This is a genomic window from Denitromonas ohlonensis, from assembly GCF_007625205.1.
Classification (GTDB): domain Bacteria; phylum Pseudomonadota; class Gammaproteobacteria; order Burkholderiales; family Rhodocyclaceae; genus Nitrogeniibacter; species Nitrogeniibacter ohlonensis.
Window position 1 is genome coordinate 200,853 of sequence record NZ_VMNI01000006.1, and the last position, 24,803, is coordinate 225,655.

Annotated in this window: 25 protein-coding genes and 1 riboswitch; of the genes, 14 read left to right on the top strand and 11 right to left on the bottom strand. The window is 67.3% G+C overall.

Going from position 1 to position 24,803, the window contains the following annotated elements; translation table 11 throughout:
- Positions 1 to 61: 61 nt before the first annotated feature.
- Positions 62 to 305, bottom strand: a riboswitch (cobalamin riboswitch).
- Positions 306 to 366: 61 nt separating this feature from the next.
- The 6 genes from cobU (at position 367) to msbA (ending at position 5,973) form a co-directional block, all read left to right on the top strand.
- Complete coding sequence (cobU, locus tag FHP89_RS06430; protein ID WP_144175153.1) at positions 367 to 930, top strand: bifunctional adenosylcobinamide kinase/adenosylcobinamide-phosphate guanylyltransferase; 564 nt, start codon at positions 367 to 369, stop codon at positions 928 to 930.
- Between the two features lie 49 nt (positions 931 to 979).
- The gene (gene cobT / locus FHP89_RS06435) at positions 980 to 2,014 is read left to right on the top strand and encodes a nicotinate-nucleotide--dimethylbenzimidazole phosphoribosyltransferase (RefSeq protein WP_144175151.1); all 1,035 of its coding nucleotides are present in this window, start codon (positions 980 to 982) and stop codon (positions 2,012 to 2,014) included.
- A gap of 147 nt (positions 2,015 to 2,161) precedes the next feature.
- On the top strand, positions 2,162 to 2,932 hold the full coding sequence (locus FHP89_RS06440; protein WP_144175148.1) for an adenosylcobinamide-GDP ribazoletransferase: 771 nt from the start codon (positions 2,162 to 2,164) through the stop codon (positions 2,930 to 2,932).
- Positions 2,917 to 3,465: an alpha-ribazole phosphatase family protein gene (gene cobC, locus FHP89_RS06445; RefSeq protein ID WP_144175146.1), complete on the top strand. Its 549-nt coding sequence runs from the start codon at positions 2,917 to 2,919 to the stop codon at positions 3,463 to 3,465. The genes FHP89_RS06440 and cobC overlap by 16 nt, the downstream gene beginning before the upstream one ends.
- A gap of 91 nt (positions 3,466 to 3,556) precedes the next feature.
- A complete protein-coding gene (locus tag FHP89_RS06450; RefSeq protein ID WP_260851504.1) occupies positions 3,557 to 4,219 on the top strand; it encodes a tyrosine-protein phosphatase in 663 nt (220 codons plus the stop codon).
- Positions 4,216 to 5,973 carry a lipid A export permease/ATP-binding protein MsbA gene (msbA, locus tag FHP89_RS06455; RefSeq protein WP_144175144.1) on the top strand — a complete coding sequence of 586 codons (1,758 nt, stop codon included), beginning with the start codon at positions 4,216 to 4,218 and terminating at the stop codon, positions 5,971 to 5,973. Before FHP89_RS06450 ends, msbA begins: the two co-directional genes overlap by 4 nt.
- 60 nt (positions 5,974 to 6,033) lie before the next feature.
- Here msbA and FHP89_RS06460 read toward each other — a convergent pair whose 3' ends face one another.
- From FHP89_RS06460 to FHP89_RS06480, 5 genes are read right to left on the bottom strand one after another with little or no spacing between them, the layout of a single operon-like run.
- Positions 6,034 to 6,273 carry a hypothetical protein gene (locus FHP89_RS06460; RefSeq protein WP_144175142.1) on the bottom strand — a complete coding sequence of 80 codons (240 nt, stop codon included), beginning with the start codon at positions 6,271 to 6,273 and terminating at the stop codon, positions 6,034 to 6,036.
- 5 nt (positions 6,274 to 6,278) lie between these two features.
- Complete coding sequence (locus FHP89_RS06465) at positions 6,279 to 6,944, bottom strand: sulfotransferase family 2 domain-containing protein (protein ID WP_144175140.1); 666 nt, start codon at positions 6,942 to 6,944, stop codon at positions 6,279 to 6,281.
- Positions 6,945 to 8,078, bottom strand: coding sequence for a glycosyltransferase (locus tag FHP89_RS06470; protein WP_144175138.1), 1,134 nt, complete (start codon positions 8,076 to 8,078; stop codon positions 6,945 to 6,947).
- Complete coding sequence (locus FHP89_RS06475) at positions 8,075 to 9,184, bottom strand: glycosyltransferase (protein ID WP_144175136.1); 1,110 nt, start codon at positions 9,182 to 9,184, stop codon at positions 8,075 to 8,077. The genes FHP89_RS06470 and FHP89_RS06475 overlap by 4 nt, the downstream gene beginning before the upstream one ends.
- On the bottom strand, positions 9,181 to 10,293 hold the full coding sequence (locus FHP89_RS06480) for a glycosyltransferase (RefSeq protein WP_144175134.1): 1,113 nt from the start codon (positions 10,291 to 10,293) through the stop codon (positions 9,181 to 9,183). The genes FHP89_RS06475 and FHP89_RS06480 overlap by 4 nt, the downstream gene beginning before the upstream one ends.
- A gap of 123 nt (positions 10,294 to 10,416) precedes the next feature.
- Between FHP89_RS06480 and FHP89_RS06485 the strand changes: the two genes are divergently transcribed.
- The 6 genes from FHP89_RS06485 to FHP89_RS06510 are packed head-to-tail and all read left to right on the top strand — an operon-like array spanning position 10,417 to position 16,734.
- On the top strand, positions 10,417 to 11,499 hold the full coding sequence (locus FHP89_RS06485; RefSeq protein ID WP_144175131.1) for a glycosyltransferase family 4 protein: 1,083 nt from the start codon (positions 10,417 to 10,419) through the stop codon (positions 11,497 to 11,499).
- Entirely contained in the window at positions 11,496 to 12,785 is a 1,290-nt protein-coding gene (locus FHP89_RS06490; RefSeq protein ID WP_144175129.1) for an O-antigen ligase family protein, read from the top strand. Before FHP89_RS06485 ends, FHP89_RS06490 begins: the two co-directional genes overlap by 4 nt.
- Complete coding sequence (locus FHP89_RS06495) at positions 12,782 to 13,816, top strand: glycosyltransferase family 9 protein (protein WP_144175127.1); 1,035 nt, start codon at positions 12,782 to 12,784, stop codon at positions 13,814 to 13,816. Before FHP89_RS06490 ends, FHP89_RS06495 begins: the two co-directional genes overlap by 4 nt.
- Complete coding sequence (locus tag FHP89_RS06500) at positions 13,813 to 14,895, top strand: glycosyltransferase (RefSeq protein ID WP_144175125.1); 1,083 nt, start codon at positions 13,813 to 13,815, stop codon at positions 14,893 to 14,895. The genes FHP89_RS06495 and FHP89_RS06500 overlap by 4 nt, the downstream gene beginning before the upstream one ends.
- A complete protein-coding gene (locus FHP89_RS06505; RefSeq protein WP_144175123.1) occupies positions 14,892 to 15,962 on the top strand; it encodes a glycosyltransferase in 1,071 nt (356 codons plus the stop codon). The genes FHP89_RS06500 and FHP89_RS06505 overlap by 4 nt, the downstream gene beginning before the upstream one ends.
- Before the next feature lies 1 nt (position 15,963).
- Positions 15,964 to 16,734, top strand: coding sequence for a polysaccharide deacetylase family protein (locus FHP89_RS06510; RefSeq protein WP_144175120.1), 771 nt, complete (start codon positions 15,964 to 15,966; stop codon positions 16,732 to 16,734).
- A gap of 1 nt (position 16,735) precedes the next feature.
- Here FHP89_RS06510 and FHP89_RS06515 read toward each other — a convergent pair whose 3' ends face one another.
- The 3 genes from FHP89_RS06515 to FHP89_RS06525 form a co-directional block, all read right to left on the bottom strand.
- The gene (locus tag FHP89_RS06515) at positions 16,736 to 16,933 is read right to left on the bottom strand and encodes a zf-HC2 domain-containing protein (protein ID WP_144175118.1); all 198 of its coding nucleotides are present in this window, start codon (positions 16,931 to 16,933) and stop codon (positions 16,736 to 16,738) included.
- A 143-nt stretch (positions 16,934 to 17,076) separates the two neighbouring features.
- Complete coding sequence (locus tag FHP89_RS06520) at positions 17,077 to 18,261, bottom strand: lytic murein transglycosylase (protein ID WP_144175116.1); 1,185 nt, start codon at positions 18,259 to 18,261, stop codon at positions 17,077 to 17,079.
- Positions 18,262 to 18,346: 85 nt separating this feature from the next.
- Complete coding sequence (locus FHP89_RS06525) at positions 18,347 to 19,189, bottom strand: DNA ligase (protein ID WP_144175114.1); 843 nt, start codon at positions 19,187 to 19,189, stop codon at positions 18,347 to 18,349.
- 183 nt (positions 19,190 to 19,372) lie between these two features.
- Here FHP89_RS06525 and FHP89_RS06530 point away from each other — a divergent pair, with 183 nt between their 5' ends.
- Positions 19,373 to 19,810 carry a DUF2721 domain-containing protein gene (locus FHP89_RS06530; protein ID WP_144175112.1) on the top strand — a complete coding sequence of 146 codons (438 nt, stop codon included), beginning with the start codon at positions 19,373 to 19,375 and terminating at the stop codon, positions 19,808 to 19,810.
- Positions 19,811 to 19,830: 20 nt separating this feature from the next.
- On the opposite strand, the gene FHP89_RS06535 is transcribed toward FHP89_RS06530, so the two are convergent.
- The gene (locus FHP89_RS06535; protein ID WP_144175105.1) at positions 19,831 to 20,772 is read right to left on the bottom strand and encodes a sensor domain-containing diguanylate cyclase; all 942 of its coding nucleotides are present in this window, start codon (positions 20,770 to 20,772) and stop codon (positions 19,831 to 19,833) included.
- A gap of 148 nt (positions 20,773 to 20,920) precedes the next feature.
- Positions 20,921 to 22,810, bottom strand: a complete 1,890-nt coding sequence (locus FHP89_RS06540) for a putative bifunctional diguanylate cyclase/phosphodiesterase (RefSeq protein ID WP_186300820.1) — start codon at positions 22,808 to 22,810, stop codon at positions 20,921 to 20,923.
- Positions 22,811 to 23,141: 331 nt separating this feature from the next.
- Here FHP89_RS06540 and FHP89_RS06545 point away from each other — a divergent pair, with 331 nt between their 5' ends.
- Complete coding sequence (locus tag FHP89_RS06545) at positions 23,142 to 24,449, top strand: hypothetical protein (RefSeq protein ID WP_144175101.1); 1,308 nt, start codon at positions 23,142 to 23,144, stop codon at positions 24,447 to 24,449.
- 35 nt (positions 24,450 to 24,484) lie between these two features.
- Here the strand turns inward: FHP89_RS06545 and FHP89_RS06550 are convergent, their stop codons facing one another.
- Positions 24,485 to 24,694: a hypothetical protein gene (locus FHP89_RS06550; RefSeq protein WP_144175099.1), complete on the bottom strand. Its 210-nt coding sequence runs from the start codon at positions 24,692 to 24,694 to the stop codon at positions 24,485 to 24,487.
- Positions 24,695 to 24,803: the final 109 nt, after the last annotated feature.

Genomic DNA, 24,803 nt, shown 5'->3' on the forward strand with positions numbered 1-24,803 from the left:
ATGGCGTACCGAAGAGAGTGAGACAGGCGTGACGCACCCGTGACCGCCCCCCGCGGCACTTCCGCTTGTGCAGTTCCGGGCCGGTATCCGGGCTCATGGTTGGCGCGCTGATTGCGCCGGGGGCATCGCCTTCCCAGATCCGAAGATCCAGTGGCGGTTGGATGCGCCTTGTCACCACTTACCGTTGCGGGGGCAGCACAGGCCTTGCGACCGCTCCAGAGGAGCGTTTGATATCGTCGCGCACCTGTTTCCCGTTTATCCCGCGAATGGATGCATTCGCAGGCACCTGAAACATGCGTTTGCCCGCAATCGCGAGCAGTCGGCAATAATACACTGCTTACCACGGCTTGTGCGACGCACCATTCCATGCCCACCGAACTCATCCTAGGCGGCGCCCGCTCCGGCAAGAGCCGGCTCGCCGAACAACGCGCGCTGGACCACGGCGGCCCGGTCACCGTCACCGTCATCGCCACCGCCGAAGCCGGCGACGCCGAGATGGCCGCGCGCATTGCCCGCCACCGCGCCGACCGGCCCGAGCACTGGCACACCATCGAAGCGCCCACCGCGCTGGCCGACACACTGCAAGCCGCCGCGCACGCCGATGGCTGCGTGATCGTCGATTGCCTCACCCTGTGGCTGTCGAACCTGCTGATGCACGACGGGGCCGAGCTGCGTGCACCGCATGTGGCCGACGCCCTGCCCGGCTGGCAGCGAGAACACGCCGCGCTGCTCGCCTGCCTGCCCGAGCTACCCGGCCTGACGATCCTGGTGGCCAACGAGGTCGGCCTCGGTCTGGTGCCCGACTCACCGCTGGGGCGGCTGTTTCGCGACGAAGCGGGCCGGCTCAACCAGTCGGTCGCCGCCGTGTGCGACCGCGTCACTTTCGTCGCCGCCGGCCTGCCGCTGACGCTCAAGGCGCCCCCAGCCTGAGCCGGGCTGCGTGCTACCATCCGCCCGACTTTTGACGGATTTTTCTCCCATGTCCTACGACATCGCCCCACTCGACACCGCCTTGGTTGACGCCCTGCAAGCCAAGGTCGATGGCAAAACCAAACCCCTCGGCGCACTCGGCCGGCTGGAGTTGCTGGCCATGCAGATCGGGCGCATCCAACAGACGCTGACGCCGTCACTGACCCAACCGCACGTGCTGGTGTTTGCCGGCGACCACGGCGCTGCCAAGGCCGGCGTGTCGGCCTATCCGCAGGATGTCACCTGGCAGATGGTCGAGAACTTCCTCGCCGGGGGCGCAGCCATCAACGTGTTTGCGCGCCAGATGCGCCTCGGCCTGCGGATTGTGGACGCTGGCGTAGCGCATGACTTCGGCCCGCGCGAGGGGCTGATCAACGGCAAGATCGCCGCCGGCACCGCCAACTACATCGAACAGCCGGCCATGACGCCGACGCAGTGCGACAAGGCGATCCGGTCCGGGCGCAAGCTGGCGCACAGCCTCGCCGAGCGCGGTTGCAACGCCGTCGGCTTTGGCGAAATGGGCATCGGCAACACCGCCTCGGCCTCGCTCATCACCCATGGCATCACCAGCGTCCCACTGCCGCAGGTGGTCGGCCGCGGCACCGGGCTGGACGACGCCGGCCTCGACCGCAAGCAGGCACTGCTCGGCGCCGCGCTGGCCCGCGGCGGGCGGCCGGACGACCCGCTGGCGCTACTCGCCGAATACGGCGGCTTCGAAATCGCGATGATGGTCGGCGCCATGCTCGGCGCCGCCGAAAAGCGCATGGTGCTGGTGATCGACGGTTTCATCGTCACCGCCGCCCTGCTCGTGGCGCAGGCCATCGCCCCCGCCATCACCGACTACTGCGTGTTTGCCCACCGCTCCGAAGAAGCCGGCCACATCGCCCAGCTACGCCACCTCAATGCCGCACCGCTGCTCGACCTCGGCCTGCGCCTGGGCGAAGGCACCGGCGCCGCACTGGCCTGGCCGCTGCTGCAGGCGGCGGTCAATTTCCTCAATGACATGGCCAGTTTCGAATCCGCCGGCGTCAGCGGAAAGGCGTGATGAGACTGCCCCCCCCACGCTCACAACTGCTCGCGGAGGGCTGTCTTTGCACAGACAGCCCGTGGGGCATGCGCGGAGCCGTTCGCGACCTGTCGCGGGCGGATTCATCGCCATGGTGCCGCTTGATGACTCGAAGACGCTGACCGCATGCGCTACCAGCTCGAACTCTTCTTCACCGCGCTCGGCTTCTTCACCCGCATCCCGGTGCCGGGCTGGGTGCCCTACTCGCCCGAGCGGCTCAACCATGCCGCGCGCTACTTCCCGTGGGTCGGCCTCGTCGTCGGCGCCGCCGGCGCGGCGGTGTTCTGGTTTGCGCGGCAGTGGCTACCGGCCAGCCTGTCGGTGATTCTGTCGATGGCGGCCACCATCCGCCTGACCGGCGCCTTCCATGAAGACGGCTGGGCCGACGCCTGCGACGGCCTCGGCGGCGGTTGGGAGAAGTTGCAGGTGCTGGAGATCATGAAAGACTCGCGCATCGGCAGCTACGGCGCGACGGGCTTGGTGCTGATGCTGCTGGCCAAGGCCGCCGCGCTGGTCGAGATTGCCGCCCACGGCATCCCCAACGCCATCACGGCGATGATCGTCGCCCACACCCTCTCGCGCCTCGCCTCGACCAGCCTGATCCACACCCTGAGCTATGTGCGCGAGGACGAAACCAGCAAGTCCAAACCGCTGGCCAAGCAGTTGAGCCGCATGGAGCTTTCGATTGCCGGCGCCGGGGGGCTGCTGCCGTTGCTGCTGCTCGGCCCCGTTGAAGCACTCGGCGCGGTGGTCGCGGTCGTCATCGTCACCACCTGGGCGGCGCGCATGTTCGTGCGCCGCATCGGCGGCTACACCGGCGACTGTCTGGGCGCCGCCCAGCAAGTCAGCGAGCTGGCCACTTACCTCGGAATCCTGATCGCATGGAACTCTATCTGATCCGCCACCCGCGGCCCGATGTGCCGCCCGGCGTGTGCTACGGCCAGACCGACGTCGGCTTGGCGGAGTCCGCCACCGATGTGGCCGAGCGTCTCAAACCGCTGCTGCCCACCGACTATCTTCTGCACAGCAGCCCGCTGCAACGCGCGCACCGCCTCGCCACCGAATTCGGTACACCGGCGGTGGACGCCCGCCTGCAGGAGATCAGCTTCGGCCAGTGGGAAGGGCAGACATTCGAATCCCTCGGCAGCGCCATCGACGACTGGTCAAAAGACCCGATGAACTTCCGCCCGCCCGGCGGCGAAACCCCGCTAGAGATGGCCACCCGCGTGCGCAGCTGGATGGAAGCCGCGCTCGACCCGGACGCCGCCGCGCATGTGGTGGTCGGTCATGGCGGGCCGTTGCGGGTCATCGCCGGGCAGCTTCTGGGCCTGGCACCCGACCGCTGGCTGGGGCTCGATTTTGCCTGCGGCCAGGCCACCCGGCTGGACATCCACGCCTGGGGCGTGACGCTCAAATGGTTCAACCGCTAGGGGCGTCCGGTATACTCCGCCCCTGATCCGCGCCGATTGCCGGCGCCACGCGACGCGCGCTGTCGCGTGCCAAACGCCTTTTGAGCACTGAGTGGCTAAAGACATCTCCACCCCGGTTGGTCGTTTTCTCGCCTGGCTCGACATGCATGTGGTCGACCACGGCTTTATCCGTGCGATCTACAACAACTTTCACGACCTGGGCGGCGGCATGTTCCGCAGCAGCCAGCCCAGCCCGGCGCAGATCCGTCGCTACCATCGCAAGCATGGCCTGCGGACCATCCTTAATCTGCGCGGCGAGAGCGAGTTCGGCTCCTACACGCTGGAGCGCCAGGTCTGCGAGGAGCTCGGCATTGCCTTCATCGACGCCAAAATGTTCTCGCGTGGCGCACCGAGCCGGGCGCGCATCCACATGCTTAAAGACCTGTTCGCGTCCATCGAGTACCCCGCGCTGATGCACTGCAAGTCCGGCGCCGACCGGGCCGGCATCGCCGCCGCGCTCTACCGCATCCTGCATCTGGGTCACCCGGTGGCCGACACCATGAGCGAGCTGCACTGGCGCTACGGCCACTCGCGCAAAGCGCGCACCGGCGTGCTGGACTTCTTCCTCGCCAGCTATGTGGCGTACAACGAGAAGACGCCGATCGACTTCATGACATGGGTGGATACGGTGTACGAAGATGAGGCACTCAAGCAGCAATTCCGCTCGGATGGCTGGTCGAGTCTGATCGTAGACAAGGTGTTACACCGCGAATGAAAGAAGGCCTCGCCCTCTACCGCCGACTGCTCGGCAGCATCCTGCCCTACCGCAAGGTGGTGGCGCTGTCGGTGATCGCCATGATCGCCGCCGCCTCGCTGGAGCCGGTGCTACCGGCGCTGCTCAAGCCGCTGATCGACGAGAGCCTGATAGGCAAGAGCGAGAGCGCGCAGTGGAAGGTGCCGCTGCTGCTGATGCTGGCCTTTCTGGGCAAGGGCATTGCCGAGTACCTGTCGAGCGTCTCCAGCCAGTGGGTGGCCAACAAGGCCATCACCGATCTGCGCCAGCAAGTGTTTCGCCACCAGATGCATCTGCCGGTGTCGGCGCATCAGGCCGAAGCGCAGGGGCGCATGCTCTCGCGCATCCTCTACGACATCCCCCAGGTGGGCAGCGCGCTGTCCAACGCCTGGATCATCGTGGTGCGCGACACCCTGGTGGTGATCGGCCTCACCGGCTACCTGGTGTGGACCGCCTGGGAGCTGACCCTGCTGCTGCTGATCGTCGCGCCGGTGATGGCGATCATCATCCGTCAGGCCAGCCGCAAGCTGCGCGGCGGCAACCGCGCCATGCAGGCCACCACCGGCCACATGACCGGCGCGGTCGAAGAGAGCCTGAACGGGGTGCGCGAGATCAAGATCTTCGGCGCACACGATCACGAAAACAGCCGCTTCGCCGAAATCTCCGAGCGCCTGCGCAAAGAAACCATGCGCACCGTGCGCGTCTCGGCCGCCAACGTGCCCATCGTGCAGATCGTCGCCGCCACCGCCGTGTCGCTGGTCATCTGGGCCGCCTCTGCGCTGTCGGCCGAAGACCGGCTCACGCCCGGCACCTTCGTTTCGTTCGTGGCCGCCATGGCCATGCTCTTCGAGCCCATCCGCCGGCTGACCAATGTGAACAACGTCATCCAGAAAGGTCTGGCCGGGGCGCAAAGCATCTTCGAACTTCTCGACAGCCCGGCCGAGCCGGACACCGCCGTCGGCACCGTCGAACGCGGTCGCGGCGCACTGCGCTTCGAATCGGTTGGCTTCCGCTACGCCGGCCAGAGCCAGGCGGCGGTCAGCGACTTCACGCTCGACATCCCGCCCGGCAAGACCGTCGCCCTGGTCGGCGCCTCGGGCAGCGGCAAGACCACCATCATCCAGCTCATCGCGCGCTTCTTCGACCCGGCCAGCGGTCGCATCCTGCTCGACGGCACCCCGCTGTCCGAGCTGCCGCTGGCAGCGCTGCGCGCGCAGATCGGCTGGGTCGGCCAGCAAGTGGTGCTGTTCGACGACACCATCGCCGCCAACATCGCCTACGGCCGGCCGGACATCACCGCCGAAGACATCGAAACCGCCGCCCGCCATGCCCACGCCATGGAATTCATCGCCAAGCTGCCCGACGGCCTGGCCACCCGCGTCGGCGCCAACGGCAGCCAGCTCTCCGGCGGCCAGCGCCAGCGCGTCGCCATCGCCCGCGCCTTCCTCAAGAATGCGCCCATCCTGCTGCTCGATGAAGCCACCTCGGCCCTCGACAACGAGTCCGAACGCGCCGTCAAGGACGCCCTCGCCGAGCTACGCCAGAACCGCACCGTGCTGGTCGTCGCCCACCGCCTGTCGACCATCCGCGACGCCGACCTGATCGTGGTGATGGAACACGGTCGCATCGTCGAGCAAGGCACACACGCCGAGCTCGCCAATAGCGGCGGCGCGTATGCGCGGCTGCTGGCGAGCGGAGAAGGCGTGGTGGTCGACGAGGACGCGCCGGCGTCGTAGGGCGGGTTTCAACCCGCCATCGGTGTTCGCATACAGGTTGTTGGCGGGTTGAAACCCGCCCTACGCCTCGGCGAATCGCGCGATCGACAGCGCAATCACAGCCACCTGGAACACGATGAGGCACGCAAACAGCGCTTGTGCCTCACGTGCGCTGCCGAGATTCTTGCGAAGATAGGCAAAAACGCTTCCCGCCTCACGTATCGACACGTTCAGCCGGGTTGCCAGGAAAGCCCCCGTCGCGCCGGCCACCAACAGCATCAGATAAATGAATCCGGTATGCGCCTGCAGCCACGCGCCCATCGCCGTCACGCCGCCGGGTCGAACGAATACCCGAAAATCTCGATATCCCGCGCAAAGTGCCTGGCCACCGCCTCGGCAATTTCGTCCGAGTAATAGCTGCGGTAGTCCTTTTTACGATCCTTGGCCTGGCGCTTGTGCTGCAGTTCGGGCGCGCGCACGCCGATGCGGCGACAGGCCTCTTCGAAATCGTCGTGCAGGTTTTCGTAACGCCCCATGAAGTCGACCAGCACCTTGCCGTGCAGATCGACCACATAATCGCTCTGCAACTCGATGCTGGTGTCCACATGAAACTGGTAGGGGCGTTCGGGGTCGAGCTTCCAGCGGATGAACTCGTCGAAGGTCTCGATATGCGCCATCAAGTGCGGGCGCTCGCGCCGGATGTGGTGGAAGGAGCTGACCTGCAGGTCCCACGGGTTGCGCACAAAGACGAACTTGAACAGATTGTCGAAGGTCTCGGCCGGCAGCATTTCCTTGGCGGCGATGATCTTGGAGTGGCGTGGAAACTTGATGCCCAGCCGGTGCCCCGACAGCGACGACAGGCGCGAGCACAGAAACTGCGCCACGAACCACGGGTCGCGCAGGCGCAACGGCCGCAGCGAATCGCGCACCGAAGTGCCGCCGGTCTTGGCGATGTGCACGAACAGAAAATTGTGTTTCAGGGACAGCAGCATTCAGGTTTCTCCTCGGTCGCTATTGTCGCCCACGTCCGCATTCAGGCCCAGCGCGGCAAGATACGCGCCCGCCGAGGCCTCGCGCGAATACTCGGCCACCGCCGACTTGAGCACCTCGGCCGGCAGCGGTGCGGCCAGCGTCTCGATCATCGCCTGCCCCAGCCCGGCCGCATCGCCGACCGGCACCAGCGCGCCAAAGCGCCCGCCCGCCAGCACCTCGCGCGGACCGCTCGGGCAGTCCGTCGCCACGCTCGGCACGCCCAGCGCCAGCGCCTCGGTCAGTACATTGGGCGAGCCCTCCCAGGCGGAGCTGAGCACAAACAGATCGGCTTTGGCCATCCACGCATAGGGGTTGGGCGTGAAGCCCGGCAGGTCGATATCGTCGGCCACGCCGAGCTCGGCGGCCAAGGCTTCGAGCTTCTTGCGCTGGCGACCGTCGCCGAGAATCACCAGCCGCGCCGGCTGTGCGCGGCGCAGCACGGCGAAGGCGCGCACCAGGGTCGGGAAATCTTTCTGCTCGGTGAGCCGCCCGGCGGCCAGCACCAGCGGCACCGAACGATCCACCACCCACGGATGATGCACCGACTCAGCCGCCATCTCGACCAGGCGCGGCGTCACCACCGGGTTGCGGATCACCTGCAGCTGCCCCACCGGCAGGCCGGTCAGGCGCACGGTGTCGTCGAGCACGCCTTGCGACACACACACGACGCGATCCACGGCCGGATAAAACCAGCGCATCGGCGCCACCCGCAGCCAGCGCGACAGGCCCGCGCGGTCTTCCAGCGCGGCCGACAGATTGGTGCCCAACCGCCCGACGATGCGCACCGGCACGCGTGCCAGTGCCCGCGCCAGTACGGCGGCACGGATCGCCCGATCCTTGGCCACCAGCATGGCTTGCGGCCGATGCTGGCGCAGATAGCGCATCAACGGCCACACGGCGAGGCCGCTGTGGCGCACACCCAGATCAATCAGCCGCACGCCCTCGGGCAGGCTGCCCAGGTGCGCGCTGTCGGCACGGATGGCCAGCAGATCGACCGCAAAGCCACGCGCGGCGAAGCCTTCGACCAGGTTGAGCACCATGCGCTCGACGCCGCCCTCGCCGGAAAAAGAGATGAATACCGCAAGCCGGGTCATTGAAATGCCTTGAAACCGAGCGCCGCCAGATAGGCGCGTGCGCTCGCTGAATCAGAATAGCCCGCCACCGCCGCGCGCGATTGCGCCGCCGGCACGGGTTGCGCGAGCTGGCGACGCAGGCCCTCGGCCAGCGCCGCCACGTCGCCCACCGGCACCAGCGGGCCGACCGTGCCGCCGGCGAGCACCTCGCGCGGACCACTCGGGCAGTCGCAGGCCACCGAAGGCGCGCCCAGCGCCAGCGCTTCGATCAGCACCACCGGCATGCCTTCCCAACGCGAACACAGCGCAAACACCGCGGCGCGCGCCATGTACGGATAGGGATTGGCCGTGAAGCCCGGCAGCGCCACATCGTCGGCCACGCCCAGCTCGACGGCGAGGCGCTCCAGTTCACCACGGCGACGCCCCTCGCCGAGAATCACCAGGCGGCAGGGGCGCGTCGCGCGGACCTGCGCGAACGCACGCAGCAGCGTGGCAAAGTCCTTGCGCTCCGACAGCTCGCCGACGCCGAGAACAACCGGCAGCTGCCCCTTGGCAAACCACGGGTGATCCAGCGGTTCGGCGGCACGCGCCAGCAAGGCATCGGTAAGGATCGGGCTGGGCACTACATGAATACGCTCGCGCGGCAGTCGGGCGAAGGCGGCCAAGTCGTCGGCCGCGCCAGCCGACGGCACCAGCAGCGCGTCGGCCGCCGGGTAGCACCAGCGCATCGACAGCGTCTGCACCCAGCGATCCATCACCCCGCGACTGGCCAGATTGACCGACACCGTCGTGCCCTGGCGCAAGCCAACCCGTGTCGGCACCCGCGCCACGGCACGCGCCAGCAGCGCTGCGCGATTGACCCGGTCCTTGTCCGAGAGCATGGCCTGCGGACGCTCGCGGCGCAGGTAGCGGATCAGCGCCGGGATGGCCGAATTGACATGCTGGGCGCCCAGCGGCAGGTGTCGTGCGCCCTCGGGGAGTTGTTCGAAATGCGGGCCGTGGCCCTCGATGCCGAGCACATCCACCGTCACGCCCAGACGCGCGATCGCCGGCACCAGATTGCGCAGTACGCGATCGACGCCGCTGTGTCCGGAGGTGGCGGCAAAGATGGCCAGATCGGTGCTCATGCGCGCCCCTCGGCCAGCAGTAATTCGAACAACGCGTGATAGCGCTCGGCGCAGGTGACCGCCGAATACTCTTGCACCGCCTCACGCCGGCGATCGGCATCGCCCGGCGCATCCAGCGTCGCCAGCATCGCCGCCGCCATGGCCTCGGCGTCATCCACCGGCACCAACGGCGCGACCTCGCCGCCGCGCAACACCTCGCGCGGCCCGGCCGGGCAGTCGGTCGCCACCACCGGTACACCGAGCGCCAGCGCTTCGGTGAGCGCGTTGGGTGAGCCTTCGCGCCGTGACGAGAGCACGAACAAGGCCGCGCGGGCCAGGTAGCGATAGGGGTTGGCGTCGAAGCCCGGCAGGGCGACATCCTCAGCCACGCCAAGGCGCGACGCTTGCGCTTCGAGCTCGCCGCGCAGACGCCCCTCGCCCAGAATCATCAGCCGCACCGAGCGCTCGGCACGCACACGGGCAAAGGCATCGAGCAGCACATCGAAGCCCTTGACTTGCCCAAGCCGGCCCACACCGAGAACGACCGGCGGCTGCCCCGGCGCAAACCACGGATGATCGAGCGGCGCCCCGGCCTGCGACAGCAGCTGCGGCGTCACTACCGGATTGCGGATCAGGTGCATGCGTCCGGCCGGCAGACCGGCAGCGGCCGCCACATCGGCCACCACCTCGACCGAATTGCCGACCACCGCGTCGGCGCCCTGATACACCCGGCGCACCCGCGCCCGGGCACGCCAGCGGCTGAAGGGGCGCAGCTCGGCAAAACGCGCGCTGTAGCTGGTGCCCGGCCGCATGACGATGCGCAGCGGCACGCCGGACAGGCGACGGGCGAGCTGCATCGACAGCCCGGCGCGGTCCTTACCGCACAGCACCACATCGGGCCGCTCGCCGCGCAGGTATTGCCGTAGCTGAAGCTGCTCCGCGAACGCGCCGCCGCGTGATGTCTCGATCAATCGCACGGCGGGCGCAAGGCTGTCCACATACGGCGCCTCGCGGCTGCGGGTCAGAAAATCCACCGACACCCCGCGCGCGCTCAGCGCGCTCGCCAGATTCACGAGCATCCGCTCGGCACCGCCGTCACCGAACGAAGGAATGAAAATGGCAACACGCATGCAGGGCTCCGGAACAAGGCTGCGAGTATAGCCGAGGCCGGCGCCAGCCCCGAAGCATGGCGGGCCGGCATTGAGGCCACCAGAGCGCGATATACTTGCCGCTTTCATTGCACACCGGGCGTCATGCCGGACTTCATCTACCTCGCCCGCGGCCGCCCGCAGCGCCCCCGAGCCAACCTGATCCAGACCCTGCACACGGTCGAGGCCATTGCCAAAGCCGGTGTCGACGCGCGCCTGTATGTGCCGCCACTGCCGCGCGGCTTCGACACCGCGGGGTTTCTGGCCGGCATGGGCATTCGCCACCCCATCGACCTGCGCGGCGCACTAACCCTGCACAGCAAATGGAAGGGCTGGCCCTTCGTGCTGACTCACCGTCGCGAGTTGCGCGAAGCGCGGACGGTGTATACCCGCGTGCCGGACTTCTCCGTGCTGCTCGCCCGCAGCGGGCTACGTCATTTTCTCGAAGTGCATGACACCGAATCGCTGATCGCCGACGGCCTGATGACACCCCTGCTGCAAGCGCAGCAGCATGGCCTGCTGCGCGGGCTCACCGCGATCACCGCCGCCGGACGCGATGCGCTGGTCGAGGCCGGTTTCGACGCCGCGCGCATTGCGGTGCTGCCCAGCGGCGTCGACCTGGCCGCGTTCAATGCCGTGCCGACCGCCACCGAGGCGGATTTCGCGCAACCGCACGCGCTCTACGTCGGGCGCATCAGCCGCGATCGCGGTCTGCCGCTGTTCGAGGCCATCGCCAGCGCCGGCTTTGCGGTCACGCTGATCGGCCCGCGCGATCACGAGCCCGTCCAGCCGCAGGACACGCTTCGCGTCGAAAATGCTGTACCGCACGCCGAGGTGCCGGCTGCGCTGGCCCGCGGTGCTGTCGCGCTGATGCCTTACCAGGCCGATCTGCGCCACGCAGCCACGATCAGCCCGATCAAGCTCTTTGAAGCCATGGCCGCCGGCCGGCTGGTGATTGCCTCCGATCTGGCGCCCATCCGCGAAGTCATCCGCCATGGCGAAAACGGCCTGCTCGTGCCGGCCGGCGATCCCGCCGCCTGGATCGCCGCCATGCGTCAGGTCCAGAACGATCCGGCTGCCGCACTGGCCATGGCCGAAGCGGGCCGGATCACCGCCCGCGACTACGGCTGGGACGCCCGTGCCGCCAAGCTGCTCGCCTTTGTTCACAACACGGACGCGTCCACATGAACTGGCTTCACCGGATCGGCGTCTTCGGCCTCGGTCTGTTCGCCCTGACCAGCGTCTGGAAGACCGCGCCCGGCCACATCGGTATCGCCCTGTGCCTGCCCGCCATCGCATTCGCCCTGTGGCAGCGCCGCCGTATTCCCTGGGATACCGCCAGCGCACTCGCCGCGTTCGTCGCCCTGTGGCTATGCGCCCGCTACGCACTGCAAAGCTGGGGCGGCCTGGCCGAGCCGGGGCTGCTCACGCCCAAAGAGGTCTTCATCGACTGGCTGTTCGTGCCGGTCTTCGCCTTGCTGGCCATCCTGCCCTGCGACGACCCCGTACGACGCCTGCGCCGGCTGTGGATGCTGGCCATGCTCGGCTTTACGCTCGGCGTCATCAGCTTCCTCTGGCAGCGCGGCCTCGCCGTGCTGTGGTCGGGCGAGCGGCTCGGCTTCCATCTGAACCGCGCGCTGGGCGTCGGCCTGTATGCCGGCGCCTTTGCCGTGGCGCTGATCGCGACGGTCCGACTGTGGTGGTCGGTGGCCGGCGGCCTGCGCTGGCCCGCGCGAATCGCCGGCATCGCACTGATCGCGCTCAATCTCGAGGTGCTGCTGACCGCCCAGAACCGCAGCACCTATCTGGCGCTGGCCATCGTCGCCGCCGGCGCCGTCACCATCGCGGTGTGGCGCAGCTTGCGCAATCGCAGCACGCGTCCGGGGCAGCGGCGCGTGGCGCTGGGCCTGATCGGCGCGCTGCTCGCCGGCCTCGTCTTTGCCGGAAATCTCGATGTCGTACAGCAACGCATCGAGGCCGAACGCGCCACCATCGAAACCGTGCTCACCGAGGGGCTGGACGCGGCCCCCGCCGCCTCGGTCACCGTCCGCCTGCGCCTGTGGCGTTACGTGCTGCAGCGCTTCCCCGACGCGCCCTGGATCGGCCATGGCTTCGGCGACGTGAAGGACATCATCGACCGCGATGTACGCCCGGTGGCCGCGCTCAACGAAAGCGAGCGCTACGACCAGGTGCACAACAGCTACCTGCAGACCCTGTGGGGTCAGGGCCTGATCGGCACCGCGCTGTGGATCGCGCTGTCGCTGGTGCTGATCCGTGACGCCGTGCGCGCGGCCCGCACCGATCGCCAGCGCCAGATGCTGCTGCCAGCAATGTGGGCGGTGCTCGCCTTCACCGCCGTGTGGGCCTTCTTCGACTATCGCCTCTCGCACCCCGACATGCGCTTCTTCTCGATCCTGCTGCTGCTCTCGCTGCGCCTGCTCGGTCAGCGCTCATCCACGGCGGTGCGCACATGAAACGCATCCTCATCGTCCGCGCCTCCGCCATTGGCGACGTGGTCTTCGCCTCGCCCTTCGCCGCCGCGCTCAAGGCCACTTACCCAGATGCCCATGTGGCCTGGCTGGTCGAGCCGGGCATTCACACGCTGCTCGAAGCCGATCCGTGCATCGACGAGCTGATCCTGTGGCCCAAGGGCGAGTGGAAGAAGCTGTGGCAGGCGAAGCGTTTCGACGCCTTCTTCAGTGCGGTGCGGGCCTTTTCGCGTGAGCTGAAATCGCGCCAGTTCGACACCGCCATCGACATGCAGAGCCTGCTCAAGAGTGGCGTGCTGACCTGGCTGTCGGGCGCGCCGCGGCGCATCGGCTTGGGCTCACGCGAAGGCAGTCAGCACCTGATGACCGAGGTGGTCGCCAAGGGCGGCGACGCCGGACGGATCAGCTCCGAATATCTGTACCTCGCGCAGCAGCTCGGCCTCGACACCGGCGAGTTTCTGCCGCGCCTGTGCGTGGCCAGCGAGACCGCGACGCGGGTCGATGCCCTGCTTGCCGAGCGTGGCCTCGCCCGCGGCGGCTATGCGGTGTTCGCGCCCTTCACCACGCGTCCGCAAAAGCATTGGTTCGAAGACGCCTGGGTGGCGCTCGGGCCGCAAGTGCGTGGCGGCCTCGGCCTCACGCCGGTGATCCTCGGCGGCCCGGCCGAGCGCGAGGCCGCCGAACGCATGGCCGCCGCGATTCCCGGCGCGGTGTCGCTGGCCGGGCAAACCGGTCTGGCCGACGCCGCCGCGCTCATCGAACGCGCCGGTCTGCTAGTCGGCGTCGATACCGGCCTCACCCACATGGGCATCGCCTTCAGCACGCCGACCGTGGCGCTGTTCGGCTCGACCCGCCCTTATCTCGACACCGGCCGCGCCAATGCCAAGGTGATCTGGCTGGGGCTCGAATGTTCACCCTGCCGCCGCCGACCCACCTGCGATGGCGCCTTCACCTGCCTGCGTGACATCCGGCCGGATCGGGTCATGGCCGTCGCCCGCGAGGTGCTTTCCCGATGAAAGTGCTGCACATCGAAGCCGGCCGACACCTCTACGGCGGCGCCAAACAAGTGCTCTACATCATGCAAGGCTTGGCCACGCGCGGGGTGAGCAATGTGCTGGCCTGCCCGAGCGGCGCGCACATCGCCGCCGAGGCCCGCGCCTTTGCCGAGGTGGTCGAGATGCCCATGGGCGGCGATGCCGATCTCGGCATGGTGCTGCGCCTCAAGCAGGCGATCCGCACGCACCAGCCTGACATCGTGCACATCCACAGCCGCCGCGGCGCCGACATCTGGGGCGGCCTTGCAGCCAAACTGGACGGCGTGCCCTGCGTGCTCTCGCGCCGGGTGGACAACCCCGAAGCGCGCTGGGCGGTGTCGCTCAAATACCGCCTGTTCGACCATGTGATCACCATCTCCGAAGGCATCCGGCAGGTGCTGCTGGCCGAGGGCTTGGCGCCCGAAAACGTCAGCTGCGTGCGCAGCGCCGTCGACCCGACCCCCTATCTGCACGACTACGACAAGACCGCCTTTCGCGCCGACCTCGGCTTTGAGGCCGACACGCCCATCGTCGGCATGGTCGCCCAGCTCATCCCGCGCAAGGGCCATCGCTACCTGCTCGCCGCACTGCCGGCCGTGCTGGCCGAGCACCCGAATGTGCAGGTCTTGATCTACGGCCGCGGCCCGCTCGAAGCCGAGTTGCGCCAGGCCATCGCCCATCAAGGGCTGGCCGGCCAGGTCACGCTGATGGGCTTTGCCGACGACCTGCCCGCTCAGCTCGGCTGCCTCGATCTGCTGGTGCACCCGGCCGACATGGAAGGCCTCGGCGTGTCGCTGCTGCAGGCCTCGGCGGCGCGGGTGCCGATCATCGCCAGCCGCGCCGGCGGCATGCCCGAGGCGGTTATCGATGGCGAAAACGGCGTGCTGATCGAGGTCGGCGACGTCGCCGCCCTGGCCGCCGCCATGAATCAGCTCCTCGGCGATGCCGAGCTGCGCAAACGCATGGGCGATGCCGGCTGGACGATGGTGATGCACGACTTCTCGATCGACACCATGTGCGCCGGAAACCTCGCCATCTACAACAAGGTGCTGGCCCGATGAAGTCTCTCCACATCCTCGGCAGCAAGGAGATGGGCGGCGCCGAGCGCTGGCTGGTGCGCTTCGTGCGCGCCATGCTCCGCCATGGCGAATCGGTCGAAGTCATCGTGCGTCGCGACTCCGACCTCGCCCGCCACCATCTCGACGGCGTCAGCATGCGCGAGTCGCCCATGCGCACGGTGTGGGACCCGCTCTCGCGCTGGGAACTCTCGCGCCTGATCGCCGCGAGCGACGCGCCCATCGTACAAACCTACATGGGCCGCGCCACCCGCCTCACCCACCTCAAGCGCGGTCGCGGCAAGGTGCATCTGTCGCGTCTGGGCGGCTACTACAAGCTCACCCCCTTCCGCCACGCCCACGCCTGGATCGGCAACACCAAGGGCCTGTGCGACTGGATGATCCAGGGCGGGCTGCCGGCCGAGCGGGTGCACCACATCACCAATTTCGCCGACCCGGCCAAGCCGCTCGACGCCGAGGTGCAGCACGCGCTGCGCCAGCAACTCGCCTTGCAAGCCGACGACTGGCTGATCGTCACCGCCGGCCGACTGATCGACGTCAAAGGCCAGGACACGCTGATCGACGCCTTCAGCCAGTTGCCCGCCGAACTCGCCGGCAAGCGCCTGCGCCTGGCGATTCTCGGCGACGGGCCGCTGCGCGAAGCGCTTGAGACGCAAGCACGCCAGCTCGGCGTGGCCGAGCGGGTGCATTTCGCCGGCTGGCAGCACGACCCGGCGCCGTGGTTCCATCTGTCCGATATGGTGGCCTTCCCCTCGCGCGACGCCGAAACCCTGGGCAACGTCATTCTCGAAGCCTGGGCCTACGGCAAACCGCTGGCCTGCACCGCATTTCGCGGCGCGCGCGAGATCGCCCATCACGGCCTGGATGCCTGGGTGTCACCCTGCGACGATGCCCCCGCCCTGGCGGCAGGCATGCGCGAAGTCATCACCAACGAGGCGCTGCAGCGCGACATGATCCGCGCCGGCACAATGCGCATCGAGGCCGAGTTTGGCGAGGCCGCCGTGATCGACCAATATCGTGCGCTGTACGCCCAATTGCTGGACAATCGCTGACATGACCACCGGCATCAACATTCTCATGTACCACCAGGTGGGCGACTTCGCCCCCATGAAAGGGCATCGCTCGACCTACTGCCATCACAAGCGCTTTGCCCGCCAGATGGCTTACCTCGCGCGCTTCGGCTACACCGTGCTGTCGATGGACCAGGTGCTCACCTGTCTGCGCGGCGAGCAGCCGATGCCGCCCAAGGCCGTGGCCCTGACCTTCGATGACGGCTACGAGAACTTTTATGAGTACGCCTGGCCGGTGCTGCAAAAGCACGGCTTTCCGGCGCTGGTGTATCTGATCTCCGACCTGCTCGGCCAGCCATCCAGCTGGTTTGCGGCCGACGGCCGTGACACCCCGCCGCTGATGAGCGCCGCGCGGGTGCGTCAGCTGCACGGCGAGGGCGTCACCTTCGGTTCGCACACCGCCACGCACGCCAAGCTCTCCGAGCAGGAAACCCCGCGCATTCGCGAGGAAGTCACCCGCTCCAAGGCCACGCTCGAAGACGTGCTGGGCGCGCCGGTCAATCACTTCTGCTACCCCTTCGGCAGCCACGACCGCCGGGCGGTGGACGCCGTGGCCGATGCCGGCTACCTCAGCGCCACCACCTGCATCCGGGCACCGGCGACGGTGGCCGACGACCCGCTCACCCTGCCGCGCAAGGCGATTTCCTACGGCGACAACCTGCTGGGCTACTTCTGGCGCCTGCACGTCAAGAACGCGCCCAAACGCGCGTCCATTCGCCGAGCAGGCGAAACCTTCGACGCGCTCACGGCCTGAGTCAGCGATCCTCCCGGTCGGGCGTCTCGCCACGCGAGAACCGCGACATCGCCGTGCGCATGAACTGCATCTGCGCATCAAAACGGCGGCACGCCGCGCACATCATCAAGTGCACCCGGAACGACAAGCGCTCGCGCAGGCTCAAGGAGCGGTCCCGTTTTTCTGACGCTAACCGCGTCACCTGCTTGCAGCTCAACATTGCCCCTCCGTCGATCCGATCGCACCTGTGATCGCGGGCTGGAAAAGCCCGCGTACCGCCCACGCTCGCCAGCCACGGCGCACCGCGGCTGCACCTGCGTGTGATGCATAGACATTCGAAGCTCGGCTGTTCTTACAGACGAATCATCGGCCCGCTTTCAAGGCGTCCAGAATCTTGCGCCCGGCGCGGCCGTTGGCCTCGAAGCCGAGGCGTGTCTGCTCGTCGGCAATGGCCGCACGGCTGCGGCTGCCGATCATGCCGTCCACCTCGCCGATATCGTGGCCGCGATCGAGCAACAATTGCTGCAGCTCGCGCCGCTCGTTGCGGCCAATGCCCGGATCGTCGGTCGGCCAGGCGGTGACAAAGGGCGCACCGCCACGCAGCCGGTCGGACAGGTGCGCAATCGCCAGTGCGTAGCTTTCGGCCGCGTTGTAGCTGTAGATGGCATTGAAGTTGCGGAAGACCAGAAAGGCCGGCCCCTCGGCCCCCGCCGGCAACAGCACCGCCGCCGAGCTATCGTCCGGCGCGATCGCGCTACCGTCGATTCGCTTGACGCCCATGCGCACCCACTCGGCCAACGGGCGGCGCGCCTTGCGCCCCGCGATGCTTTCGTCGAACCCAACCGGCAGGCGGATCTCGTAACCCCAGCCCTCGCCCGTGCGCCAGCCGGCGCGCTTGAGGTAGTTGGCGGTCGAGGCCAGCGCGTCGGGCACGCTGTCGATCAGGTCGCGGCGACCGTCGCCGTCAAAATCCACCGCCACGCGCATGAAGGTCGAGGGCATGAACTGGGTGTGACCAAAGGCGCCCGCCCACGAGCCGGTCAGCCGGTCCGCCGCAATATGGCCTTCCTGCACGATGCGCAAGGTGGTGAAAAACTCGCCCTTGAAAAAGCTCTGCCGCCGCCCCTCGCAGGACAGCGTCGCCAGCGAGGTGATCAGCGGCCGGCTGCCGAAGTTGCGCCCGAAATTGCTCTCCACGCCCCACACCGCCACCACCGTGGCCGGATCGACGCCGTACTCGGCCGCCACCTTGTCCAGCACCCCGGCCCATTCCTTGAGCCCGGCCGCGCCATCGTCGATGCGCTCCTGATCGACCAGCGCGGCGAGGTAATCCCAGATCGGGGTGACGAACTCGGGCTGGCGGTCGAGCGCCTCGAGCACCGTCGGATCGGGGACGAGGCCGGCGGTGAGCCGGTCGAAGGTGTCGGTCGTCACCTGCTTCGAAGGCGCCTCGGCGCGCAAGCGCGACAGGCAAGCGTCAAAATCGGCATTGGCGTGAGCCGCCGGGGCAGCGACCAGCAAAAACAGGGGCAGGAGCAGTTTTTTCATGGCGCCATTCTATTCACTGGCGGCTCACAAAGCAGTAACGAATCGTAGGGCGGGTTTCAACCCGCCAGCACTACGCCCGCCAAACCTACAGCGGCTCGCGCACCCGCCAGAAACTGGCGAAGCGCGGCAAGCCGGTCGCCGTCAGGCCGCGATAGCGGAAGCTGATCTGCGCACCCACCGCCGGTGGCGCACGCCGCTCGGCGTCTGAAAACCCGGTGCCGATGCGGAATCGCCGGCCGTCGGCCATGCGCACTTCCAGCGCCCCGAGCATGCCCGCAAAGCGCCCCTGCCCCGACAGATGCGCGGTCACGACCGCCTCCGCATCCTGCCAGGGCTTGAGCTTGAGCAGCGCATCGCTGCGCCCCGTAAGGTAAGGCGCATCGGCCCGGTGCAGCATCAAGCCCTCGCCCCCGTCCGCCAACACCTCGGCGAGCCGGGCCGTCAGCGCCGCGCGGTTGGGCACCCGCGCTTGCGCCACGGCGCCAAGCCACGGCACATCGGCCGAGGCCACCAAGGCCCGCATCGCCATCACCCGCTGCGAAAAATCGCCCGGCGCGTCCGGCAATTCGAAAATCAGGTAACGCACCGCCCGCCATTCGGCGTCCACCGGCACCTGCTTGCGCACCACGCCCGACAGCTCGGCAAAACGCCCGCGCCCCAGCCACAACTCGCCATCCATGGCCTGCGACGGCAGCGCCTGCACGAACCAGTCCGGCGCGTGCACCGGCCGACCACTGCGAAAACGCAGCGCCCGGCCATCCCAGATCGCCCGCACGCCATCGAGTTTTTCGCTCACCCAGTAAGGCGCCGGGTCGATGCCCTCGGTCGCCTCGCGCGCCAGCAACACGGACGGCGGCGACGCCATGGCGATCGGCGCCAGCGCGCATAGGCCAAAACGCAGCAGCCACACCAGCAACAACAATGTCATTCGCATGAACGCGAGTATAGGCGAATACGCCGCGTCGGCCGACACACGAGGGGCGTCGCCCGAATTCAGGCCGGAGTCCGGAATCCGGGATCATCGCTTAAGCCACCACCGCCCGCGGATTCCGCTGCGCGGCTTCCGGGCTACACTGGCTATCGCCCTGTCACTCCTGCGCTTGAGCACACCATGCCCGAACACCTCACCGACCTCTCTCACGCCATCCAGCTCGCCGTCGCGCCGGTGTTTCTGCTCACCGCGCTGGCCACGCTGATCAACGCCATGAGCGGCCGGCTGGCGCGGGTGGTCGACCGCCGCCGCGTCGTCCGCCGTCGCCTGCAGGAAAAAACCGCACCCGACCAGAAAGACGCGCTCGAACGCGAGCTGGCCCTGCTCGCCCGCCGCGGCACCCAGATCTACCAGGCCATCTTCTGCCAGGTGCTCAGCGCCTTGCTGGTGTGCCTGGTGGTGGCGGGCGCTTTTGTCGGCACCCTCGTGCGGGTTGAACTCACGGGGACGATCGCCACCCTGTTCATCCTCGCCATGCTGGCCATGATCAGCGGGCTCGGCCTGTTTTTGCGCGAGGTGTATATCGCAGTGCGCCGGCCCACGCACTGGGAGCCGTAACGCGGCCAGCACCCGACCGGTCAGAGCGCGCCAACGATGCAGTTGCGACCGCGTTGCTTGGCTTGGTAGAGGCGCTGGTCGACCATCTCGACAAAGTCGATGGCCGCTTCGTGACGCGCGGGAATGGTGGTGCCGACGCCAAGGCTGATCGTCAGCAGCTGGCCCGCCGGTGAGGCGTCGTGCGGGATCTGCGCCTTGAAGATCAAACTTCGGCAGCGCTCGGCCACCGTCAATGCTGACGCGGCATCGGTGCCCGGCAGAATCAGAACGAACTCTTCTCCGCCAAAACGGGCAAAGCCGTCCCCGCTTCGGGTGGCCGCACCGGCGAGCACCTGAGCCACCTGCTTGAGGCAGGTATCGCCCTGAATGTGGCCATAGCGGTCGTTGTACTGCTTGAAGTAGTCGATATCAATCAGGATCAGCGACAGCGCCTGACCCATGCGCCGTGCCTCGACCCATTCGGCGTCGAGGATGGAATCGAACATCCGGCGGTTGGACACTCCGGTCAACCCGTCCTTGAACGACAGTGACTCGAGTTCCTTTTGCATCGCGAGCAGTTTCTGCTCGGCGGCCTTGCGCTCGCTAATGTCGAACATGAAGCCGATCAGCGACTCGACGTCACCGGCGTCGTTGCGCTTCACATGTACCACGTCCCGAATCCACACTACGTCACCGTCCTTGGTCAGCGCACGATAGTCGGCCTCGTGATCGGTACCGGCCTGCGACTGCGCCACGCAGAAATCGACCACCCGTTCGCGGTCTTCCGGATGCATGCGTTCAGCCCAGTCCTGCACCGTCACCCAACTCGACGGCGACCAGCCAAGCAGTTGCTCGATCTGCGGGCCAATATAGGTGAACTGCAGGGTCTTCCAGTCGATCTGCCAGGGAATGGCCTTGGTCGATTCAAGCAAGGTTTTATAGACCGTGCTGTCGGCCGGGACATCATCGGCGGCGTGAGTCATGACGGGATCCGTTGAAAACAATGGCACATCAAATGCGGCGAGCCGGCCGGCCACGGGTTTCGCAAATACAAGACAGCGCATGGGCGAGCACGTCACCCAACGAGACCGCAAAGCCAGAGGGGCGCTCATTTCCCATTGCAGCGCCTATTCACTGCGGCTCGCCAGTCGGCGCGATATTCTGCGTCGGCTTGATCGCCAGGCAACGGTCTGCAAACGCCTCGGCGGCAAGCGGCGGGCTGAACAGATAGCCCTGGCACACATCACACGACAACGTCTGCAAGGCCGCCAGTTGCGAGGGTCGCTCAACCCCTTCGGCCACCACCTGCATATCGAAGGCGCGCGACATGGCAATCGTCGCCTTCAAGATCGCATCGCCGCGCGCATCGTCCGGTGCGTCGACGTTGGCGACGAAACTGCGGTCGATCTTCAGCGTATCGAAGGGCAGCACGCCCAGATAGGACAGCGACGAATAGCCAGTGCCAAAATCGTCCAGTGCGAGCCGGATTCCGCGCCGGTGCAGCAGGCGTAACTCGCCCAGCGCAGCCGCTTCCGGGTGCAGGAAAATCGACTCGGTCACCTCCACCTCCAGCACCTCGGCTGGCAGTGCGCGCTGGGCCAGCGCCGCCAGCACCATGGCCGCAAAACCCGGCTGGACCAGCTGGCGTGCCGATACGTTGATGGCCACCCGCGGCGGCGCCAAGCCCTCGGCCCGCCAAGCGGCAATGTGATCAAGCGCCCGGCCGACCACCCACTCACCAATCGGCAGAATCTGGCCGGACGCCTCCGCCACCGGGATGAAACGATCCGGCGGCACGCAGTGCCCCTCGCCGTCACGCCAGCGCAGCAGCGCTTCGCAGCCCACCAGCGCGCCCGTGGCAATGCTTAACTGTGGCTGGAAATGCAGCGACAACTCCTCACGCGCAATCGCCTGACGCAAGCCACTCTCGATCGCCACCCGCTGACACACCGCATCGTTCATCTCGCGGGTATAGAAACGCGCCACGTTGCCCCCCGAACGCTTGGCGTCATACAGCGCCGTATCGGCATTGCGCAGCAATGTCTGTGCATCGGCCGCATCATCCGGAAACAGGCTCACCCCGATACTGGCACTCACACACAATTCCACCTCGCCGGCGGTGAGCGGCTGGCGCACGGCCTCGAGCAGTTTGGCCACCACCGGCGCCACGGTCGTTGGCGCATCGACCGCCGACATCACCATGATGAATTCGTCTCCCCCCTGGCGCACCAGCGTATCGGACTCGCGCACACAGCCGTGCAGGCGCCTGGCCAGTTCAACCAGCAACACGTCGCCGGTGGCATGACCGTGCACATCGTTCACATCCTTGAAACGATCGATATCGATGAACAACACCGCCACACCGGCAGGTTTTCCCCGGGATGCCTGGGCAATGGCCAGATCCAGGCGATCGGCCAGCAGCGCCCGATTGGCCAGGCCGGTGAGCTGATCGTGATACGCCAGATAATGAATACGCGCCTCGGTCTCCTTGCGCTTGGTAATGTCCGACACCGACCCGGCCATCAGCACCGCACGGCCGCGCCGGTTACGCACGGCCTCGCCGCGCGAGGCAATCCAGCGGTAACTGCTGTCGCGCGCGCGAACCCGGTACTCGAAGTAGAAAAACGGCGTCTCGCCCTTGAGATGCCGGGCCACCGCCTGGTTGTAGCCGGCCCGGTCATCCGGATGCACCAGGTCCAGCCAGCCATGCGTATCGTCCAGAAAATTGCTCGAATAGCCGAGAATCGCCAGCAGCCGGTCGCCCACCCACAGCCGCTTGCTCACCGGGTCCCACGACCACAGCCCATCGTGTGCCCCGCGCATCGCCAAGCCGTGTGCACGATAGATCTCGTGCAGACGGCGCAGCTCCTGCCAGCCGAGCATCAGTGTCACCGCCAACAGGGCCAATCCCGCCATAAAGGCCACATCGGACGCCCACTGCGCACCGACCGCGAGGCAAGCCGCCGCCCCCAGTCCAACCACCAACAGCCGCATCCGCTTATCCCGCAGGACCTTCGTCACCGACACCACTCGATCGCCTCTCCTCAACCCCATCACTGGCTATCCGCCTACTACGAACGTTCTACGGCGGAATCGAGACAGTCTTGAAGTCCGAAGCGTCCAAACGCCGACAAGTACCGCAAATCGGCGGGTGAAGCAGCGGGGCAAGCCGTCGCCGCAACGACAGCGTGCGGCGGATTCGTGACGCGGTTCGGGGGCGCCAGTCCGGGTGCAGTCCGAAGGCCGGAGTCCGCGATTTGTGCTTGAGCCACCGACGATTCCCGGATTCCACTGCGCTGCATTCGAGCTACGCTTGCTAGACTCAAACTCCGGAAGCCATCGGAGCCCCCGCATGGAAACGCCACTGCCATCCGCCCCCGACAGCCCGGTGCGTCGCAGCCGCCGGCGCGCGGCGGGCGTGGCGTGCTACCTCATCGGCTGCGTGCTCAGCGTGGTGTCGGTGGCCGTCGCCTTTGCGGCGTTTGATCAACCACGCCACTGGCTGGCCGGCGCGATTGTCGCCACCGTGCTGCTGCTGATCGCGGTCGCCGTGCTGGTCGCGGCGGAACACTTTTTCGTGCCCAGCGTCGCCGACGTACTCGCGCACGATGCCCGCCCGCCGGTGGTCTATCTACGCCCCTTCGGCGAGGACGAAGCCCTCACCTACGACGTCATCAGCACCGGCGAAACCACCACCGCCATCACCGCCAAAGCCGAAGACTTTCTGCTCGCGCTCAACGCCATCGGCCCGCTGGTCTCCATCGCCGAACCCAATCGCTGGGCGCGCCTCGGCATGCACCCGCACGGCGCCTACCGCGACTTCGTCGGCGAAGGCGACTGGCAGGCGCGTGTCCAGACCTGGCTCGACCAGGCCGGCATGGTCGTGCTGGCCATGGGCGACTCACCCGGCATCGAATGGGAAATCCAGCAAGTGCGCCAACGCGTCGGCCCGCAGTCGCTGCTGCTCTACCTGCCCCCGCGCCCCGCCGACGCCTTCACCCGCAAGGGGCGGCACAAGAAAGAACAGGCCATCTACGAACACTTCAGAGCGCTGGTCGAAAAACACTTCGGCCTGACGATGCCGCCGTTCACCGAATCGACCTACCTTATCGGCTTCGATGCCGACGGCACCCCGGTCATGGCGCCCGACGCGCCGCGCAAACGCTGGGCGTTCACCGAACACGGCCGCGTCGCCGACGCCATCCGCAGCCAACTCGGCGCCGTCCTCGCCAAGGTCCGCCCCGACACCCAACTCGACACCTACCAAATCGCCGGCCGCCCCGGCCTGTGGGCACGCACCATCGCCGCGACCACGCTCATCCTGACCAGCATCGGTATCGGCCTGCTCGGCGGGTCTGCCGGCGTGTTCACCCATTTCGCCCTGCAAGCCCTCCCCGGCCTCATGCTCACCGCCGGCTGGGTGTTGCTCGCGCGTTATTTTGGAAAGCGGTGGGTGTGGATCGTCCCGATCGCACTCGGGATATCCGTCGCGCTCAACATTGGCGTGCAGGCGTATGCGCAGATTGATCCGGAGGCCGGATACATGCTTCTACGCTCGCCGTGGTACCAACTGGCGGGGTCGCTGGTCCATTGGATCTACGTGGGAGCCGTGTTGACGCTCGGGGTGGCGTTGGCGGGACGACGGGCGGGGGATGGTTGAGGGGGGTTGTTGGGCTTCGCTGCGCTCAACCCAACCTACGTGGTCCAGACTGTTGCAATCGCTAAAACTCCAACGAAGCCGAGACACATCACAATTGCCAAAGCGACGGGAAGTGAGGTGGTCACATCAAGCTCTGTTGGACCGAAACGTGTTTCCTGCTTTATTCGAACTCTCATCGCCACTGCCGGCAATAAAATTCGTTCTGATGTTGTATCGAGTTGTTCGGCTTCAAGATCAGACTTCATTCGGCCCCCGGCTATCGCAATCCGACTCGCCCTACAGCCCCCAAACTGGTCGCCGTAGGCGCGGGCAAAAAGCCCCAGCCGGTGACCAAAGGTACCCCGTGACTTGTCT